Raw genomic sequence first — 16,146 nt, 5'->3', positions numbered from 1 at the left:
TGAGGCGGTGAGGACTGTGGCATGGACTGGAACGCGGTACTGCTCGCGATCATCCCTCTCGCGGGCGCCGGGATCGGCTGGCTGGTCATCCAGTCCTACCGCCGCTCCGACGAGCGACAGGAGCGACTGCGCGTGATCTACAAAGAGCTGGCCGAGAAGGCCGAGAAGCGCGCAGCCGATGCCGAGGCGCGCGAAGAGCGGGCGTGGGCGAAGGCCCGCGCCTACTGGCGTCTGCTGGTGGAGCACGGGATCGACCCGGTCCCCCCGATCGAGGACGGTGACGACCTGTGACCCAGGAAGAGCATGACGCCCAGGACGAGGCCCACCTGATCGAGGAGGTCGAGGAGCGGTCGAGCCGCCGACGACGACTCGGCGTGTGGGCGCTCGTCGCCGTGCTCGCGGTGCTGTCCGGCGTGCTCGCCTATGTGCTGATCGCGGGCGGGCAGCGCCAGGAGCAGGTCGATGCGCTCGAGGAGCAGCTGTCCGACACGGACAAGGCCGCCGTCGAGGTCGCGGAGCAGCGACAGCAGCAGGCCCGCACCGTGCTCGAGCTGTGCGAGTCCGGCGCGATCGAACAGGACGACGCAGGGAAGGCCGCGTGCGCGGAGGCTGAGCAGGCTGCGGAACAGGATCCCGCCCAGACGGTCGCGCAGGCGAAGTCCGGTCCTCCTGGCCCACCCGGGCCACCTGGCCGTCCCGGCAGTGATGGAGCGGACGGGCAGGACGGTGCTGCCGGCGAGGCTGGTCAGCAGGGTGCTCCCGGCAGCGCGGGCGCCGACGGCGCACCGGGCACCGATGGTGCCGACGGCGACGACGGCTCAGCGGGCGCTCCTGGCGAGCAGGGCGAGGCCGGCCCGGCCGGCGACCCCGGCAAGGCGGGATCCGACGGCAAGCCCGGCTCGACGGGCGCCCAGGGGGCGACCGGAGCGAAGGGCGACCCCGGCACGGCCGGGCCTCCCGGCGCGACCGGTGAACAGGGCCCGAAGGGAGACCCCGGGCCGTCCGGTGAACGTGGCCCCGCAGGGGCTGACGGCACCGACGGCGTGGACGGCCGCGGCATCGCCGACGCGCAGTGCGGCAGCGACGGCCGCTGGGACATCACCTACACCGACGGGGCCGTTCAGGACGGCGGCCCGTGCCTCGTCACCCCCGAGACCCCTGACCCGACACCCACCCCGACCGAGGAGACCCCGTGAACACCCACCGCAAGACGACCCCGGCCAACGAGCCGGTCCTGTCGGCCGGCGCGATCATCGCGCTCATCGAGGCGATCATCGTCGCCCTCACCTCCTTCGGTGTGGCGATCACGCCGGAGCAGCACACCGCGATCATCGGCCTCGCCGGTGCGGTCCTCGCGATCGCCGCCGCCGTGCTGCCGCTGATCGTGGCCCGCCGGAAGGTCACCCCGACCGCGTCCGTCGTCGAGCAGCGCGTCGGCGACCTGGTCGTCGCCGGTGCTGGGCACGACACCATCGCGGAGGGAGAGGCGATCCGGGATGTCCACGACGCCTGAGTGGGCCGGCGGCCTCACCTGGCCCTGTCGGCTCTGCCCGGCCACGTACGCGGACGAGTGGCAGCGCGACCAGTGCGAGCGCGAGCACCACGAGGACGACCGCGACGCCCGCCGCCGTCACTCTGCTCACTGACCCCCTCACTCGATAGAGTGACGCCCTCACTGACGATCACTGACGCGCAGTGACGACGAACTGAAGCCCCCACCGTGGACCCTCGAGGTCTGCGGTGGGGGCGCTTTCGTCGTGCCCAGGGTCAGCGGCGCCCAGGGTTCGCGTCCCTCCATGCCCGCATCCATACCTCGTCGTACCGGCGCGCGGCGGGGCGGGGCCGGGCGGCGCGGAGGTCGACATGCTCGAGCAGCCACGCGAGGACGTGCGCGTCGAGCTCGGCGCGGCGCCCGACCCAGTCGCCCGGCCGGATGAGCAGCTCGGCGTCGCCGGCGCGGACCTGGATCGAGTGCTCGGGGAGGGTCGGGTCGAGCTCGGAGTGGGCGACGTCGACGCGCGGGCCGATGAGCGCGAGCCGGTACCGGATCGCGATGCCGTGGACCGTCTGCACGGCGCGCTGGTGCGCGAAGTAGAGCTCGTGGCCGCTGGCGTCCATGGCGCAGAGTCTCGCAGGGCAGCGTGACAGCTGGCGTGCGGGAGAGCGGCCTCCATTCCCGGCCTTTCGAACGGCCGCTGTAGTCCTGGCTTCACCCCTGCGCTATCGGTGCAGGTGGGGTGCGTCCGGGTGCTCGCGGTAGCATCGGGGTCAGATCGGGCGCACGCCCAGGTCAGGCACCGAATCTGCCGACTCTCCGGTCGGGTTCGAATCCCGTTGGGGGTACTGCTCCGCCGAGGTGCGAGGCGGCTCACAGCGAAAGTGGTCGTGAGAGCCCAGAACCTCCGGTAGAGTTATCCGAGTCGGAAGGCGAGAAGCCGGAAGACACGAGAGGCCCTGTAGCTCAGTTGGTTAGAGTGCCGCCCTGTCACGGCGGAGGTCGCCGGTTCAAGCCCGGTCAGGGTCGCCCCTCGAGAAGGCCCCGGAGCATCGCTCCGGGGCTTTCTTCGTGCCCCTGCGGAACTGCGTACGCTCGAGGCATGAGCACCGACCTGCAGAACCGCCGGATCCGCCTCGCCTCCCGCCCGCACGGCGAGCCGGTCCCCTCCGACTTCCTCCACGACACCGCACCCGTCCCCTCCCCCGGTCCGGGCGAGGCGCTGCTGCGCACGCTCCACATCTCCCTGGACCCGTACGTGCGCGGCCGGATGAACGATGCGAAGTCCTACGCCGCTCCGATGGAGGTCGGCGACGTGATCGTCGGCGGCACCGTCTCGGAGGTCGTCGAGTCCGCCGACGAGTCCCTCGCCCCGGGCGACGTAGTCCTCGGCTACGGCGGCTGGCAGGAGTACAGCGTCGAGGAGGTCGCGGGGCTGCACCGCCTCGACCCCGCGGCCGCGCCGGTCACCACCGCCCTCGGCGTGCTCGGGATGCCCGGCTTCACCGCCTACGCGGGGCTCACCGCGATCGGGAAGGTGCAGCCCGGCGAGACCCTCGCCGTCGCCGCGGCGGCCGGCCCCGTCGGCTCCGCGGTCGCGCAGATCGCCCGCCTGCGCGGTGCCCGCACGATCGCGATCGCCGGCGGCGAGCGGAAGGTCGCGCTGCTCGAGGAGCTCGGCGTCGACGCGGCGCTCGACCACCGCGCCCCGGATCTGCCGGGCCGACTCGCCGCGGCGGCGCCCGACGGCATCGACGTGTACTTCGAGAACGTGGGCGGCGCGGTGTGGGACGCAGTGCTGCCGCTGCTGAACGAGTTCGCGCGCGTGCCCGTGTGCGGGCTCGCCGCGAACTACAACGCCACCTCCCTGCCCGACGGGCCCGACCGCAGCGGCGCCCTGATGGGTCAGGTGCTGGCCAAGAGCCTGACCCTGCGCGGCTTCATCCAGCGCGAGTTCGCGCCGACGATGTTCGAGGACTTCCAGCGCGAGATGGGCGCCTGGGTCGCCTCCGGCGAGGTGCGCTATCACGAGGACGTCACCATCGGGCTGGACAGGGCGCCGGAGGCGTTCGTCGGGATGCTGAAGGGGCGGAACCTCGGCAAGGCGCTGATCACGCTCGACTGACGCGCTCGCAGAGGCTCAGGGCCGATCGCCGTGGTCTGCCTCTCACCGGGGCGGATCCGGTGCGCACCACCGCGCAGGGGCTGTTACGCTTGTCCTCGGTCGTCACGGCGACCACGGCTCTGTAGCTCAGTTGGTAGAGCGTTCGACTGAAAATCGAAAGGTCACCGGATCGACGCCGGTCGGAGCCACCACCACGAAGCCCCCTGGTCCGCCAGGGGGCTTCGTCGTTGCTCGGTACTGTCCGCCGGGACTCTCGCACCCCAGCTTCTCCACCTTGAGACTGCTCCGCTTCGGCACGGCGGCATACGACCGACATGACGCCCGATGGCGCCCCCGCGTCCGAAAGTCAGGCTGGTTGACTATTCTATTGCTGATGTTCAAAACAACATGACGGCAAGACACGGAGGAAAACTGTGGAGTTCAGCGAGCGGCTCGAAGCCCTGGCTACCAAGGTGCAGAACCAGGCCTCGGCGATCGGCACCGAGGAGGCAACGAAGAACGCCTTCGTGATGCCCTTCATCGCGTCGATCCTCGGATACGACGTTTTCAACCCGATGGAGGTGATCCCTGAGTTCACCGCCGACGTCGGCGTCAAGCGCGGCGAGAAGGTCGACTACGCGATCGTCCGCGATGGGGAGGTGCAGATCCTGATCGAGTGCAAGACGTCGCAGAGCACTCTCAAGCTGGAGAACGCCTCGCAGCTCTTCCGCTACTTCGGAACCACGAATGCCCGTCTTGCTGTCCTCACTAACGGCGTCGTCTGGCAGTTCTACACGGACCTCGATGCACCGAACAAGATGGACTCGAAGCCGTTCCTGGTCCTCGATCTGCTGGACATCGATGAGACGCTGATCCCCGAGATCCAGAAGCTCAGCAAGGAGAGCTTCGACCTGGATTCGATCATCAACGCCGCGGAGGAGCTCAAGTACGTCGGCGCGATTCGCCGTGAGATCGCCGCGCAGTTCCGAGAGCCCTCGGACGAGTGGACCAAGTTCTTCACCACGCGCGTCTATGAGGGAAGCTTCACGGCCAAGGTGAGAGAGCAGTTCACGGAGCTGGTGCACAAGGCGTCCAAGCAGTTCCTCACCGAGCAGGTGAATGACCGGCTGAAGACTGCTCTCGGTGTGGGTGTGACGGCACCGGCGCCCTCAGACCCTGTCGAAGAGGTGTCCAGCCAGCACGCTGCAGAGGCAGACCTCGAGCGTGACACCGAGATCGAGACGACCCTGGAGGAGCTCGAGGGCTACCAGATCGTCAAGGCGATCGGGTGCAGCGAGATCAAGCCGAACCGCATCGTCCACCGTGATCAGAAGTCGTACTTCGCGATCCTCCTGGACGACAACAATCGGAAGCCAATCGCACGGCTGCATTTCAACACCAAGCAGAAGTACCTCGGGCTCCTCGACGAGGACAAGAAGGAGACCCGCCACCCGATCGACTCGCTCGACGAGATCTACGGGCACGCAGACGCGATTCGCAAGGCTGTCCAGCGCTATGCCTGATTCGCGACGAGCGCTCACGTCTGAGGGGGCTGTCGCGCCGGCACTCTAGCGAGCCACTACCTGCCAGCTCGAGTTCCGACATCTCTGTTTCCGCAGAGAAGCAGATGGCGGCAGTAGATGACTGCGAGTTCATCTCCTGCCGCCCTTTGCGCTGGGGCAGGAGGCCGGTCACCCAACACGGGCGGGGCGGCGACGAGGCGGAGCGCCTACAGTCACCGGTCCGCGCCCCGCCTCTCCGTCATCCGACGTCAGTCCCGCGCGTCGTCCACGGGCGAACCCTCGCTCCGCTCCTCCGGCGGGAGGTCCAGGTCGACCATCTCCCGTTCGGCCTCGACGTCGGCGACGATCTCCTCGACCGCCTCGTCCAGCGACATCCGGGACGAGTCGATAGCTCAGTTGGTAGAGCGTTCGACTGAAAACCGAAAGGTCACCGGATCGACGCCGGTCGGAGCCACCACCACGAAGCCCCCTGGTCCGCCAGGGGGCTTCGTCGTTCCCGAGCACGGTGCGATTGGTCATGTGATGGCGTATGGCGTACCTCTATGCCTATATAGGCATAGAGGTCGCTGTGGCGCCGGTGACCGACCACGATGCTGTCGGCCTGCGCCGGTCCCGCGATCCATCGCGCAGCCGTCCCCGGCCGCCGGACGGCTGGTCGGTCACATCGCTCGGGGACGACGCGCGGCGAACGGGCCGACAGGGCGGTCGGCACGCCGCGTCGCGGCCCGACGACCGGGCGCCGCCCATCCGACAAGGGGACGGCATATGCCCAGAATCTGCCCCGTAAGGTGGGCCACGACCCTGCCCGGACGCCGATGCCCGGGTGAGAGACCACGAAGTGGAGGACGACGATGTCAGCCGACAACCCCGATCTCGCCATCGCCCAGGCGGCGACCCTGGAGCCCATCACCGAGATCGCCGAGCGCGCGGGCGTGCCCGCGAAGGCTCTCGTGCCCTACGGCTCCTACAAGGCCAAGGTGGACGTGCGCCAGATGACCCCGAGCGGGAAGCAGGGGCGCCTGGTGCTGGTCTCGGCGATGTCCCCGACCCCGGCCGGCGAGGGCAAGTCCACCACGACCGTGGGCCTGGCCGACGCGTTCTCGCTGATGGGCCACCGCACCATGGTCGCGCTGCGCGAGCCCGCGCTCGGCCCGATCATGGGCATCAAGGGCGGTGCGACCGGCGGCGGCCACGCCCAGGTGGTGCCGATGGAGGACATCAACCTCCACTTCACCGGCGACTTCCACGCGATCCAGATCGCGAACAACACCCTCGCCGCCCTCGTGGACAACCACATCCACCAGGGCAATGCGCTGGGCATCGACCCGCGCCGCGTCCAGTGGAAGCGCGTGGTCGACGTCAACGACCGCGCCCTGCGCAGGACCGTGATCGGCCTGGGCGGCGCCGCCCAGGGCGTCCCGCGCGAGGACGGCTTCGACATCGTCGTCGCCTCCGAGATCATGGCCGTGCTGTGCCTGGCCACGGATCTGAAGGATCTGCAGGAGCGGATCGATCGGATCGTCGTGGGCTTCACCTACGACCGCAGGCCCGTGACCGTCGAGGACCTCGAGGTGGGCGGCGCGATCACGATGCTGCTCAAGGACGCGCTGCTGCCGAACCTGGTCCAGACCCTCGGCGGCACCCCCGCGCTGGTGCACGGCGGCCCCTTCGCGAACATCGCCCACGGCTGCAACTCGCTGGCCGCGACCCGGCTCGCGCTCTCGCTCGCTGACATCACCGTCACCGAGGCGGGCTTCGGCTCCGACCTCGGGGCGGAGAAGTTCCTGGACATCAAGTCGCGGGTGGGCGACCTCGCCCCCGACGCCGCGGTCGTGGTCGGCACGGTGCGCGCGCTGAAGATGCACGGCGGCGTCGCCAAGACCGATCTGGCGACCGAGGACATCGAGGCCGCGCTGCGCGGCACCGAGAACCTCGCCCGCCACGTCGAGAACCTGCGCAAGTTCGGCATCGAGCCGGTGATCGCGCTGAACCGCTTCCCCACCGACACCGAGGCCGAGCTCGAGGCGGTGCTCGACTGGGCGAAGGAGCAGGGCTTCCGCGCCGCGCTGTCCGAGGTGTGGGCGAAGGGCGGCGAGGGCGGCCGCGCCGTCGCCGAGCAGGTCCTCGCCGCGATCGAGCAGGACGAGCCCGACTTCCACCACCTCTACGATCCCGTCGACGGGATCGAGGAGTCCCTGCGCACCCTCGCCCGCGAGGTCTACGGCGCCGAGGACGTGGTCTTCGAGGACCGTGCGCCGGCGCAGCTGCGGATGCTCAAGCGCAACGGCTGGGACACCCTGCCGGTGTGCGTGGCGAAGACGCAGTACTCGTTCTCCGACGATCCCTCCGCTCTCGGCGCCCCGACCGGGCACGTGCTGCACGTGCGCGATCTGGTGCCGAGGATCGGGGCGGGCTTCGTCGTCGCGCTCACCGGCGCGATCATGACGATGCCCGGACTGCCCAAGGAGCCGGCCGCCCTGCGCATGGGCGTGACCGAGTCCGGGGAGTCCATCGGCCTGTTCTGAGCCGGGCCTGCCCGGGACGCCCCGCGCGTCCCGGCCCCCCGTTCCCCGCACGACGACGCCCGTGCCCGCTGATCGCGGGCACGGGCGTCGTCGTCGGTGTCGCCGGGCGATGTCGCCGGTCAGCGCCGCTCGTCGCGCTCGGCGACCTCCTCGGCCTCGAGCTCGGTCTCGTCGTCGAGGTCGATGTCCAGCCCGTCCTCGTCCTCGACGTCCGCGGCGCCGCCCTCCGGCTCCTCCCAGTTCCGTCCGGTGAGGGGCGCGACGGTATCCGTGACGACGTTCTCGGGGAACAGCTCATGGCCGCCGCCGTGCAGGTCCTCGTGGTCGTCGTCCGGCTCGTCGACGAAGCCGTCCTCGTCGTCATCGTCGTCGGACGGGGTGGCGAGCCGCTCGCTGAGCTCGTCGATCGCGTAGTCGCCGCCGCGCACGAAGCCGCGGCGGAATGCGGCGCGCCCCACCATCGCGCTCGCGACGGGGACGGTGAGCATCTGCGCGAGCAGCACGACCAGCAGGAACGCCGCGACGCTCCACGACCTCGCGGCCAGCGCCGCCCCGGCGAAGACCAGGATCAGGCCGAGCACCTGCGGCTTGGAGGCGGCGTGGATGCGCATCAGCACCCCGTCGAAGCGGTTCAGCCCGATCGCGGAGAGGACGCCCAGCAGGAGTCCGGCGCCGATCAGCACCGACGCGATGATCTCGACCGCGCTCATCGTGCACCTCCCGTCGGACCGCCCGCGAGCCGGTCGTCGTCCTCGAAGCCCCGGTCGCCCGCGTCGGAGCCGTCCGCCGTGCCGTCGAGGCCGAAGCCCTCCTCGGAGCCGTCGTCGGCCTCCCCCGCCGGGTCCGCCGCCCCGAGCACGCGGGCGTGCTCGTCTTCGGGCACGAGGGCGCCGTCCTCGGAGGCGGTGCCGGCCTCTTGACCGAACCCGTCCTCGCCGCCGAAGCCGTCCTCGGTGGCGAACCCGTCCTCGGAGGCGGAGTCGGTCTCGAGGTGGATCGCCTCGTGCGGGCCGGTGTCCGCATCGGGCTCCTCGGGATGGGGGCGGCGCCGCCCCTGCATCGGGTCCTCCCGCGCGACGAAGCGCGCGAAGGTCACGGTGCCGACGAAGGCGAGCCCGGTCAGGCTCAGCATCGCGGGCCCCGCCCAGGCCGCGCCGGAATGCGCGACGTGCAGCGCCAGGCCCATCACCACGAGGGTGACCAAAGAGTCGCTGGAGATCGCACGGTCCAGAATGGTGGGGCCCACGATCATGCGGTACACGATCGCGAGGCCGGCGAGGGTGAGGATCACGGCGTAGATCACCAGGACGACGTCGAAGGCGCTCATCGCAGACCCGCCTCCTCGAGGATCTCGCGGCGGCCGACGGCCCACAGCAGGCGCTCCTCCTGCGCCCGCACGCTCTCGCGGGCCTTCTCCACGGCCTCCGGGGTGCCCGCGTTGAAGGTATGCAGGAACAGGGTGCCGGTGGCGCGCTGCGCCTCGACCACGACCGAGCCCGGGATCAGAGTGCACAGCACACCCGTGAAGGTCAGGAAGAAGTCCGAGCGGGAGGCCATCTGCACCGCGATCACGGAGCTCGGGGGCTGCGGGCCGGGACGCACCGCGAACCAGCCCACCTGCACCGCCGAGATCGCGCAGTCCGACAGGAAGCGCAGCACGAAGAGGGTGAAGCGCACAGGGCGCAGGGTCAGCTCATGACCGGTGGGAGGCATCGGGAAGAGCACGAAGACGAGCACGGCCACCAGGGCGCCGCCGAGCACGTTCTTCAGGTCGACCCCGCCCCACAGCAGGCACCACAGGGCCACGGCCGTGAGCACCCACAGCCAGGAGCGGCGCAGGTCGCGGATCCGTCGCGAGATCATCCGTCCACCTCCACGGCCACGCCGTCCTCGATCCGGTGGCCCTGGTCGTCGATCCGGTATCGCAGGTCCCCGGCCGCCTCGTCACCGAGCACCGCACCCACGTAGGGGGTGCGCTGCAGCACCGAGTGCGCGGCCTCGTCGGCGTAGTTCATCAGCGGGCCCGCGAAGACGGTCAGCGCCAGGGAGAAGCCGATCATGGCGGTGGTCGCGCCGGTCATCACCTTCGGCATCGGCACGTCCCGGGCGATGATCTCCTCGCTCGGCTCCTGCCAGAAGGCGCGGTTCCAGATCTTCGCGATCGCGTACAGGGTCAGCAGGCTGGTGATGACGCTGACGGCGATGAGGATCCACCCGGCGGTGTTGTCGTAGGCGATGCCCGCCTCGATCAGGCCGACCTTGCCGATGAAGCCGGAGAACGGCGGGATGCCGGCGAGGTTCATCGCGGGGATGAAGAAGAGCACCGCGATGAGCGGGGCGAGCTTCTGGAGTCCGCCGAGCCGGATGAGGTTCGTCGTCCCTCCGCGGTGCTCGATCAGCCCGGCGGCGAGGAACAGGGTGGACTGCACGGTGATGTGGTGGGCGACGTAGTAGATCGTCGCCGCCATGCCGAGCTGGGTGACCATGCCGATGCCGAACAGCATGTAGCCCATGTGGGAGACCAGCGTGAAGGACAGCACGCGCTTGAGGTCCGTCTGCGCGACAGCGCCCAGGATCCCGATGAACAGGCTCAGCCCGGCCGCGGCCAGCAGCAGGTTCGAGATCTGCGAGAAGGGGAACAGCAGCGTCTCCAGACGCAGGATCGCGTAGATGCCGACCTTCGTGAGCAGTCCCGCGAAGACCGCGGTCACCGGCGCGGGCGCGGTCGGGTACGAGTCGGGCAGCCAGGCGCTCAGCGGGAAGATCGCGGCCTTGATCGCGAAGGCGACCAGCAGCATCAGCTCCAGGATCATGCGGGTGCCGGGCTCGAGCCCGTCCAGCCGCACCGCGAGCTCGGCCATGTTCACGGTGCCGGCGGCGGCGTAGATCGCCGCGATCGCGGACAGGAAGATCACCGAGCTGAGCACCGAGACGATCACGTAGGTGGTCGCCGCGCGGACGCGGCTCGCGGAGCCGCCGAGGGTGAGCAGCACGTAGCTCGAGGCCAGCAGCACCTCGAAGCCGACATAGAGGTTGAACAGGTCCCCGGCGAGGAACGCCATGGACACGCCCGCGACGAGGGTGAGATAGGTGGGGTGGTAGATCGCCACCGGCGTCCGCTCGACGTTCTCGCTCACGCTCTGCGCGCTCGAGTAGACGAGCACCGCGAGGGTGACGAAGCTCGAGACGGTCAGCATCAGCGCCGTCAGCCGGTCCGCGACCAGCACGATCCCCAGCTGCGGGGTCCAGTTGCCGATCTGCAGGACCAGCACGCTTTCCTGGGTGACGTGCCAGGCCAGCACCAGCGCGATCGCGAAGATCGCCAGCAGCGTGACCACCGCGAGGCCGAGCTGCAGCCGGGTGTGGTGGCGCAGCAGCAGCGTGATCGCGGCGCCGACGAGCGGCAGCATCACGGGCAGGGCGAGGAGGAGCTCCATGCTCAGATGTCCTCCTCGTCGCTCGTGCGGTCGCGGATCTCGTGGCGCAGCGCCACGGCCTCCCCGCGGCGGTGCTCGCGGCGGCGGCGCACGGTCTCGCGCAACGAGTCGGCGTCGCCCTCGTCGGCCTCCGTCGCGTCCTGGGGGACGTCCTCGGCGCTGGTGAGGTCCGAGCCCAGCGGGTCGTCGTCCTCGTCGTCCAGCCCCTGGGACTGGGCGAGCGCGCCGCGCCGCGCCTCCTCGCTGAGAGCCTGCGACCAGGGCAGGCGCTCCGCGTCCTCGCTGCGACGCCGACGACGGCGCAGCACGCGCCGGTCCTCGACGTCGTCGGGGACCTCGTCGTGGCCGAACAGCTGCCAGGCCCGGTACGCGAGCGCCATGCCGAAGGCGGTGATGCCCAGCGAGATCACGATCGCGGTGAGCACCATCGCGAAGGGCAGCGGATCGGTCATCTGCTCGGGGTCGCCGCTGCCCTCGAAGGGCGGGGTCCCGATCGGTCCGGCGGCGACGATGAACAGCAGGTTCACGCCGTTCCCGGCGAGGACGAAGCCGAGCATGATGCGGGTCAGCGTGCGCTCGAGCACGAGATAGATGCCGCAGGCGATCAGCACCCCGGCGGTCAGGAGGAGGGCGAGGCTAACGGGCATCGACATCGGCCTCCTGCTGCTGGTCGATCTGGGCGCCGAGGGAGCGCAGGAAGTCGAGCATCACGCCGACCACCACGAGGTACACGCCCAGGTCGAACAGCAGCGCTGTCGGGAAGTGCAGCTCGCCCAGCAGCGGCACGTGCACTACGGGCGTCGCCTGGGAGAAGACGTTGCCGCCGACGAGGAGGGGCAGCACCCCGGAGATCACCGCGAGGGCCATGCCGGTGCCGAGCACGAAGCCGGCCTGGACCGGGGCGGCCTCGGTGAGCTCGTAGCGGCCCCCGGCGAGATAGCGCACCGCGAGGGCCAGCCCCGCGACGAGGCCTCCGGCGAATCCGCCGCCGGGCAGGTTGTGACCGGCCATCAGCAGGTACACGGAGAACATCATCATCATCGGGAAGGCGATGCGGGTGATGACCTCCAGGATCACCATCCGCCGCTCGGGCGCGAGGGTCAGCCCGGCCGAGAGCCAGGTGCGCCAGCGGTTGCCGCCCGCGACGTCATCGGGGCGCGCATCGAAGTCGAGCGCGTTCTGCGGCAGGGCCGGGTCCGCGCGACGGCGCCAGATCGAGGTGCGCGAGGCGTCGAGGTCGCGCACGCGGGCGATGGGCCGCTCGCGCCGGGTCACGAAGATCAGCGAGGCGACGCCGGTGGCGACCACGAGCAGCACGGAGATCTCGCCCATCGTGTCCCAGACGCGGGCGTCGACCAGGGTCACGTTGACGACGTTGTGGCCGCCGCCGATCTCGTAGGCCGGCTCGATCAGGCCCGTACCGAGGGCCTCCCGGTAGCGGGCGTCGGCCGCGTACAGGGCGCCGCCGCACAGCACGAGCGCGGTCGAGATCGCGATCGCCCACCGGCCCCAGGCGCCGATCCGCAGCGGCCGGCGCGAGAAGTGCAGCGGCAGACGGCGCAGCACGAGCACGAGCACGACGGTCATCGCGGTCTCGACCAGCACCTGGGTGGTGGCGACGTCGGGAGCGCCCGCGACCATGAAGAGCACGGCCACGCTGTAGCCGGTGACGGTGATCAGGAAGACCGCCCGCAGACGGCGCCGGGAGCGCGCGGCGCCGATCGCGGCGAGCGCCGCGACGGGCAGGACGATCAGCTCGACCGGGTGCTGGAAGAGCACCAGGTTGTCCGGCAGCGGCGACTGGGTCAGCGCGACCGGGGCCACCAGCGCCAGCAGCACCACGAGCATCGTGCCCAGGGTGTAGGGCAGCGAGCCCCGCTGGAACAGGGGCGTGATGACGATCGAGAGCTTGTCGACCGTGCGCAGGATGCGGCGGAAGCCGCGCTCGGCGTCGAGCACGTCCAGCGCCCGCTCGGGCGCCCAGGTCAACGGGGAGACCGCCTTCTGGAGCAGCGCCACGGGCCGCGGGATCAGGCACAGGACCATGCCCAGGCCGAGGGTGATCGCCGAGGCGAGCAGCGGCACTCCCAGGTGCGGGATGACCACGAGGTGGATCCCCTCCCCCGTCTCCGGGAGCACCGAGGCGTAGGCGCGCAGCATCTCCTCCAGCGGCGAGGTCAGCACGATCAGGGCGAGGGACGCCGCGGTGATCAGCGCGGGCGCGAGCAAATACAGCGGGGTGATCCGCACGGCGGCGACGCGGGGGGCGCCGGGTGCCGGGCCGAAGGCACCGCGCACGAAGCGCCAGGAGTAGGCGACGGTGAGGACGGATCCGGCGACCAGCGCGATCAGGAGCAGGCGCTGCCATCCGCCCGCGTACCAGAGCGCCGAGTAGATCGACTCCTTGGCGACGAAGCCGTACAGCGGCGGGACCGCGGCCATCGAGGCCGCCGAGAGCGTGCCGATCACGGCGAGGACGGGCGCTACCCGGCCCACGCCGGAGAGGATGCGCAGGTCGCGGGTGCCGAACCGCTTGTCGATGATGCCCACGACCATGAACAGCGGTGCCTTGAACAGCGCATGGGCGATCAGCATCGCGAGCCCCGCGAGCACCGCGTCGTGAGTGGCCAGGCCCGTGACGGCGGCGAGGAATCCGAGCTGGGAGACGGTGCCGTAGGCGAGTAGCAGCTTGATGTCGGTCTGCCGCAGCGCGCGCCAGCCGCCGAGCAGCATCGTCGCCGCGCCGAGCACCGCCAGGACGACCGTGATCACCTCGAGGTGGGTCAGCGCCGGCGCCATGCGGAGGATCAGGTAGATGCCCGCCTTCACCATCGCCGCGGCGTGCAGGTAGGCGGAGACCGGGGTCGGGGCCGCCATCGCGCCGGGGAGCCAGAAGTGGGTCGGCACGAGCGCGGACTTGCTGGTCGCGCCCGCGAGCATGAGCACCATGGCGGTGATCAGGAAGGGGCCTGCCTCGGTCCACATCGGGTCCGCGACGATCTCGGACAGGCGCAGGGTGCCCGCCTCGGCGGCGACCATCAGCATGCCCACCAGCATCGCCAGGCCGCCGGCGGTGGTGGAGATCAGGGCGTTCAGCGCCGCACGGCGAGAGGCCTGCTTGTCCTGGTAGTGGCCCACCAGCAGATAGGAGAAGACGGTGGTGAGCTCCCAGAAGGTGTAGATCACCATGACGTCGTCGGCCAGGACCAGACCCACCATCGCGCCGGCGAAGGCGGTGAGCACGCCGGCGAAGCGGCCCAGCCCCGGCTCGGAGTCCTTGAAGTAGCGCGCGCAGTACAGCAGCACCATCGCCCCGATGCCGGTGGCGATCAGGCCGAGCACCCAGCTGAGGGTGTCCAGGCGGAAGGCGAGGTCGATCCCGAAGGCGGGGATCCAGGGGACGGACACCTCGACCGGCGCCTCCCCGAGGGAGCGCGGATCGAAGGTCGCCAGCCACACGGCGGAGGCGGCGGGCACCACGGCCAGGGGGTAGAAGGCGCTGCGCCCGATCCAGCGGACGAGGAGGGGAGCCACGAGCGCCGCCACCATGTGGGCGAGCAGCATCGTGAACACGGAATCTCCGTCCGGCGCGGGGAAAGGGCCAGGTGCCATCCTACGGGAGGGGGCGGCTCCGTTCCTGGGCCTCCACTGATCTCACAGCGGGCGGGGCCCACGGCACGGGGCCCGTCGCTCCGTAGAGTATGGCCATGACCTCGCCCCGACGGCTCCGTCCCCCGGTCGTCCCCTTCGCACTGTGGGACGGCGGCATGTCCGCCTTCAGCTCCGTCATCCTCACCTTCGTCTTCGCCACCTACGTGGCCAGCGGCGTCGCCTCCGAGGGCGCGGTCGGCGAGGAGGCGATCACCGCCGCGCAGGCCCACGGCTCGCAGGTGCTGACCACCTGGCAGTCGATCGGCGCTGTCGCCGTCGCGCTGCTCGCCCCGCTGCTGGGCAACCTCGCCGACTCCGGCGGCGCCCGCAACGCCCTGCTGCGGATCACGACGCTCGCCACCGTGGCGACCGTCGCGCTGATGCCGCTGGTGAGGCTCGACTCCGACTACCTCACCCTCGGAGCGGTGCTGATCGCGCTCGCGGTCGTCTTCAGCGAGCTCGCCGGCGTGTTCGTGAACTCGGTGCTGCCGGAGATCTCCACCCCCGAGAACCGGGGACGGATCTCGGGGACCGCCTGGGCGGTCGGCTACTGGGGCTCGATCGTGTGCCTGGGCCTGGTGCTGGTGCTCTTCGTGATGCCGGGGACGGGAATGCTGGGGATCACGGGCGAGGACGGCTGGAACTACCGGGCGATCCCCCTGTTCGTGGCGCTGTGGATCCTCCTCGGGACGCTCCCGCTGATGCTCCGCGCCCCGCGCCACCCGGCCACCGCGCCCGGCGAGCGCTGGAGCCCTTGGCAGGGCTACGCCTCGATCATCCGCCGCGTGCTCCGGGCGGTGAAGGAGGAGCCGGTGATGCTCCAGTACCTGGTCGCCTCCGCGATCTACCGTGACGGACTCGGCGCCGTGTTCTCGATCGCGGGCGTCCTCGCCGCGAACGCCTACGGCTTCGGGGCGGTGGAGATCATCGTCTTCGGCATCGCCGCGAACCTCGTCGCCGGCGTCGGGGTGTTCCTCGGCGGGAGGGTCGACGACCGCGTCGGCCCCCGCCCCGTGATCATCGCCGGCTGCGCCGGCATCATCGTGCTGGGCCTGGTGGTGCTCGCCTTCGAGCCGACGATCGTGTTCTGGGTCGCGGGCCTGGCGATCTGCCTGTTCGTCGGCCCCGTGCAGTCCGCCTCGCGGAACCTGCTCACCCGGCTCTCGCTCCCGGGCCGGGAGACGGAGAACTTCGGCCTCTACGCGACAACGGGCCGGGCGCTCGGGTTCCTCGGCACCGCGGCCTTCGCAGCGACGGTCGCGCTCTCCGGCGAGACCCGCACCGGGATCCTCGGGATCGTGATCGTGATGGCGCTGGGCCTGGTGGCGTTCCTGCCGATCCGGCTGGGGGCGGCGGGCCGCGCCGCCTCGGCCGCGCGCTCGGGAGCCCCGGCCGCCTGACCGGGATCACA

At 70.7% G+C, this 16,146-nt stretch carries 16 protein-coding genes and 2 tRNA genes; 10 read left to right on the top strand and 8 right to left on the bottom strand.

Going from position 1 to position 16,146, the window contains the following annotated elements:
* The first annotated feature begins 21 nt into the window (after positions 1-21).
* From DS079_RS10830 to DS079_RS17105, 4 genes are read left to right on the top strand one after another with little or no spacing between them, the layout of a single operon-like run.
* A complete protein-coding gene (locus tag DS079_RS10830) occupies positions 22-291 on the top strand; it encodes a hypothetical protein (RefSeq protein WP_126987498.1) in 270 nt (89 codons plus the stop codon).
* Positions 288-1,196: a collagen-like domain-containing protein gene (locus DS079_RS10825; protein WP_126987495.1), complete on the top strand. Its 909-nt coding sequence runs from the start codon at positions 288-290 to the stop codon at positions 1,194-1,196. The genes DS079_RS10830 and DS079_RS10825 overlap by 4 nt, the downstream gene beginning before the upstream one ends.
* Complete coding sequence (locus DS079_RS10820; protein ID WP_126987493.1) at positions 1,193-1,513, top strand: hypothetical protein; 321 nt, start codon at positions 1,193-1,195, stop codon at positions 1,511-1,513. Before DS079_RS10825 ends, DS079_RS10820 begins: the two co-directional genes overlap by 4 nt.
* Positions 1,497-1,646: a hypothetical protein gene (locus tag DS079_RS17105; protein WP_164736210.1), complete on the top strand. Its 150-nt coding sequence runs from the start codon at positions 1,497-1,499 to the stop codon at positions 1,644-1,646. The genes DS079_RS10820 and DS079_RS17105 overlap by 17 nt, the downstream gene beginning before the upstream one ends.
* 121 nt (positions 1,647-1,767) lie before the next feature.
* Here DS079_RS17105 and DS079_RS10815 read toward each other — a convergent pair whose 3' ends face one another.
* Positions 1,768-2,118 (bottom strand): hypothetical protein, encoded by a 351-nt coding sequence (locus DS079_RS10815; RefSeq protein ID WP_126987490.1) that lies wholly within the window; start codon positions 2,116-2,118, stop codon positions 1,768-1,770.
* 332 nt (positions 2,119-2,450) lie between these two features.
* Here DS079_RS10815 and DS079_RS10810 point away from each other — a divergent pair.
* From DS079_RS10810 to DS079_RS10795, 4 genes are all read left to right on the top strand, one after another.
* Positions 2,451-2,524, top strand: a tRNA-Asp gene (locus tag DS079_RS10810).
* Between the two features lie 73 nt (positions 2,525-2,597).
* On the top strand, positions 2,598-3,620 hold the full coding sequence (locus tag DS079_RS10805; RefSeq protein WP_126987487.1) for an NADP-dependent oxidoreductase: 1,023 nt from the start codon (positions 2,598-2,600) through the stop codon (positions 3,618-3,620).
* A 115-nt stretch (positions 3,621-3,735) separates the two neighbouring features.
* Positions 3,736-3,811 (top strand) — tRNA-Phe (locus tag DS079_RS10800).
* 222 nt (positions 3,812-4,033) lie between these two features.
* Positions 4,034-5,122 (top strand): type I restriction endonuclease, encoded by a 1,089-nt coding sequence (locus DS079_RS10795; protein ID WP_010550539.1) that lies wholly within the window; start codon positions 4,034-4,036, stop codon positions 5,120-5,122.
* 248 nt (positions 5,123-5,370) lie between these two features.
* On the opposite strand, the gene DS079_RS17620 is transcribed toward DS079_RS10795, so the two are convergent.
* On the bottom strand, positions 5,371-5,496 hold the full coding sequence (locus DS079_RS17620) for a hypothetical protein (protein ID WP_259815731.1): 126 nt from the start codon (positions 5,494-5,496) through the stop codon (positions 5,371-5,373).
* Positions 5,497-5,973: 477 nt separating this feature from the next.
* Between DS079_RS17620 and DS079_RS10790 the strand changes: the two genes are divergently transcribed.
* Positions 5,974-7,647 (top strand): formate--tetrahydrofolate ligase, encoded by a 1,674-nt coding sequence (locus tag DS079_RS10790; RefSeq protein ID WP_126987484.1) that lies wholly within the window; start codon positions 5,974-5,976, stop codon positions 7,645-7,647.
* A 119-nt stretch (positions 7,648-7,766) separates the two neighbouring features.
* Here the strand turns inward: DS079_RS10790 and DS079_RS10785 are convergent, their stop codons facing one another.
* From DS079_RS10785 to DS079_RS10760, 6 genes are read right to left on the bottom strand one after another with little or no spacing between them, the layout of a single operon-like run.
* The gene (locus tag DS079_RS10785; RefSeq protein WP_053916976.1) at positions 7,767-8,357 is read right to left on the bottom strand and encodes a cation:proton antiporter; all 591 of its coding nucleotides are present in this window, start codon (positions 8,355-8,357) and stop codon (positions 7,767-7,769) included.
* On the bottom strand, positions 8,354-8,974 hold the full coding sequence (locus tag DS079_RS17100; protein WP_164736209.1) for an MrpF/PhaF family protein: 621 nt from the start codon (positions 8,972-8,974) through the stop codon (positions 8,354-8,356). Before DS079_RS17100 ends, DS079_RS10785 begins: the two co-directional genes overlap by 4 nt.
* Positions 8,971-9,510: a Na+/H+ antiporter subunit E gene (locus DS079_RS10775; RefSeq protein WP_126987481.1), complete on the bottom strand. Its 540-nt coding sequence runs from the start codon at positions 9,508-9,510 to the stop codon at positions 8,971-8,973. Before DS079_RS10775 ends, DS079_RS17100 begins: the two co-directional genes overlap by 4 nt.
* Positions 9,507-11,084 (bottom strand): Na+/H+ antiporter subunit D, encoded by a 1,578-nt coding sequence (locus DS079_RS10770; RefSeq protein WP_164736208.1) that lies wholly within the window; start codon positions 11,082-11,084, stop codon positions 9,507-9,509. The genes DS079_RS10775 and DS079_RS10770 overlap by 4 nt, the downstream gene beginning before the upstream one ends.
* A 2-nt stretch (positions 11,085-11,086) precedes the next feature.
* A complete protein-coding gene (locus DS079_RS10765) occupies positions 11,087-11,737 on the bottom strand; it encodes a Na(+)/H(+) antiporter subunit C (RefSeq protein WP_126987475.1) in 651 nt (216 codons plus the stop codon).
* Positions 11,721-14,648 carry a Na+/H+ antiporter subunit A gene (locus DS079_RS10760; RefSeq protein ID WP_164736222.1) on the bottom strand — a complete coding sequence of 976 codons (2,928 nt, stop codon included), beginning with the start codon at positions 14,646-14,648 and terminating at the stop codon, positions 11,721-11,723. Before DS079_RS10760 ends, DS079_RS10765 begins: the two co-directional genes overlap by 17 nt.
* Before the next feature lie 143 nt (positions 14,649-14,791).
* Here DS079_RS10760 and DS079_RS10755 point away from each other — a divergent pair, with 143 nt between their 5' ends.
* On the top strand, positions 14,792-16,135 hold the full coding sequence (locus tag DS079_RS10755) for an MFS transporter (RefSeq protein WP_164736207.1): 1,344 nt from the start codon (positions 14,792-14,794) through the stop codon (positions 16,133-16,135).
* Positions 16,136-16,146 lie beyond the last annotated feature (11 nt).

Source organism: Brachybacterium paraconglomeratum, from assembly GCF_003994255.1.
Lineage (GTDB): Bacteria > Actinomycetota > Actinomycetes > Actinomycetales > Dermabacteraceae > Brachybacterium > Brachybacterium conglomeratum.
Note: the sequence above shows the minus strand (reverse complement) of the source record. Positions and strands in the feature narration are given on the sequence as shown.

Coding starts and splice junctions, on each gene's coding strand:
- DS079_RS10830 (WP_126987498.1), top strand. CDS start 22: ATGGACTGGAACGCGGTACTGCTCGCGATCATCCCTCTCGCGGGCGCC.
- DS079_RS17105 (WP_164736210.1), top strand. CDS start 1,497: ATGTCCACGACGCCTGAGTGGGCCGGCGGCCTCACCTGGCCCTGTCGG.
- DS079_RS10815 (WP_126987490.1), bottom strand. CDS start 2,118: ATGGACGCCAGCGGCCACGAGCTCTACTTCGCGCACCAGCGCGCCGTG.
- DS079_RS10805 (WP_126987487.1), top strand. CDS start 2,598: ATGAGCACCGACCTGCAGAACCGCCGGATCCGCCTCGCCTCCCGCCCG.
- DS079_RS17620 (WP_259815731.1), bottom strand. CDS start 5,496: ATGTCGCTGGACGAGGCGGTCGAGGAGATCGTCGCCGACGTCGAGGCC.
- DS079_RS10790 (WP_126987484.1), top strand. CDS start 5,974: ATGTCAGCCGACAACCCCGATCTCGCCATCGCCCAGGCGGCGACCCTG.
- DS079_RS10785 (WP_053916976.1), bottom strand. CDS start 8,357: ATGAGCGCGGTCGAGATCATCGCGTCGGTGCTGATCGGCGCCGGACTC.
- DS079_RS17100 (WP_164736209.1), bottom strand. CDS start 8,974: ATGAGCGCCTTCGACGTCGTCCTGGTGATCTACGCCGTGATCCTCACC.
- DS079_RS10775 (WP_126987481.1), bottom strand. CDS start 9,510: ATGATCTCGCGACGGATCCGCGACCTGCGCCGCTCCTGGCTGTGGGTG.
- DS079_RS10770 (WP_164736208.1), bottom strand. CDS start 11,084: ATGGAGCTCCTCCTCGCCCTGCCCGTGATGCTGCCGCTCGTCGGCGCC.
- DS079_RS10765 (WP_126987475.1), bottom strand. CDS start 11,737: ATGTCGATGCCCGTTAGCCTCGCCCTCCTCCTGACCGCCGGGGTGCTG.
- DS079_RS10760 (WP_164736222.1), bottom strand. CDS start 14,648: ATGCTGCTCGCCCACATGGTGGCGGCGCTCGTGGCTCCCCTCCTCGTC.
- DS079_RS10755 (WP_164736207.1), top strand. CDS start 14,792: ATGACCTCGCCCCGACGGCTCCGTCCCCCGGTCGTCCCCTTCGCACTG.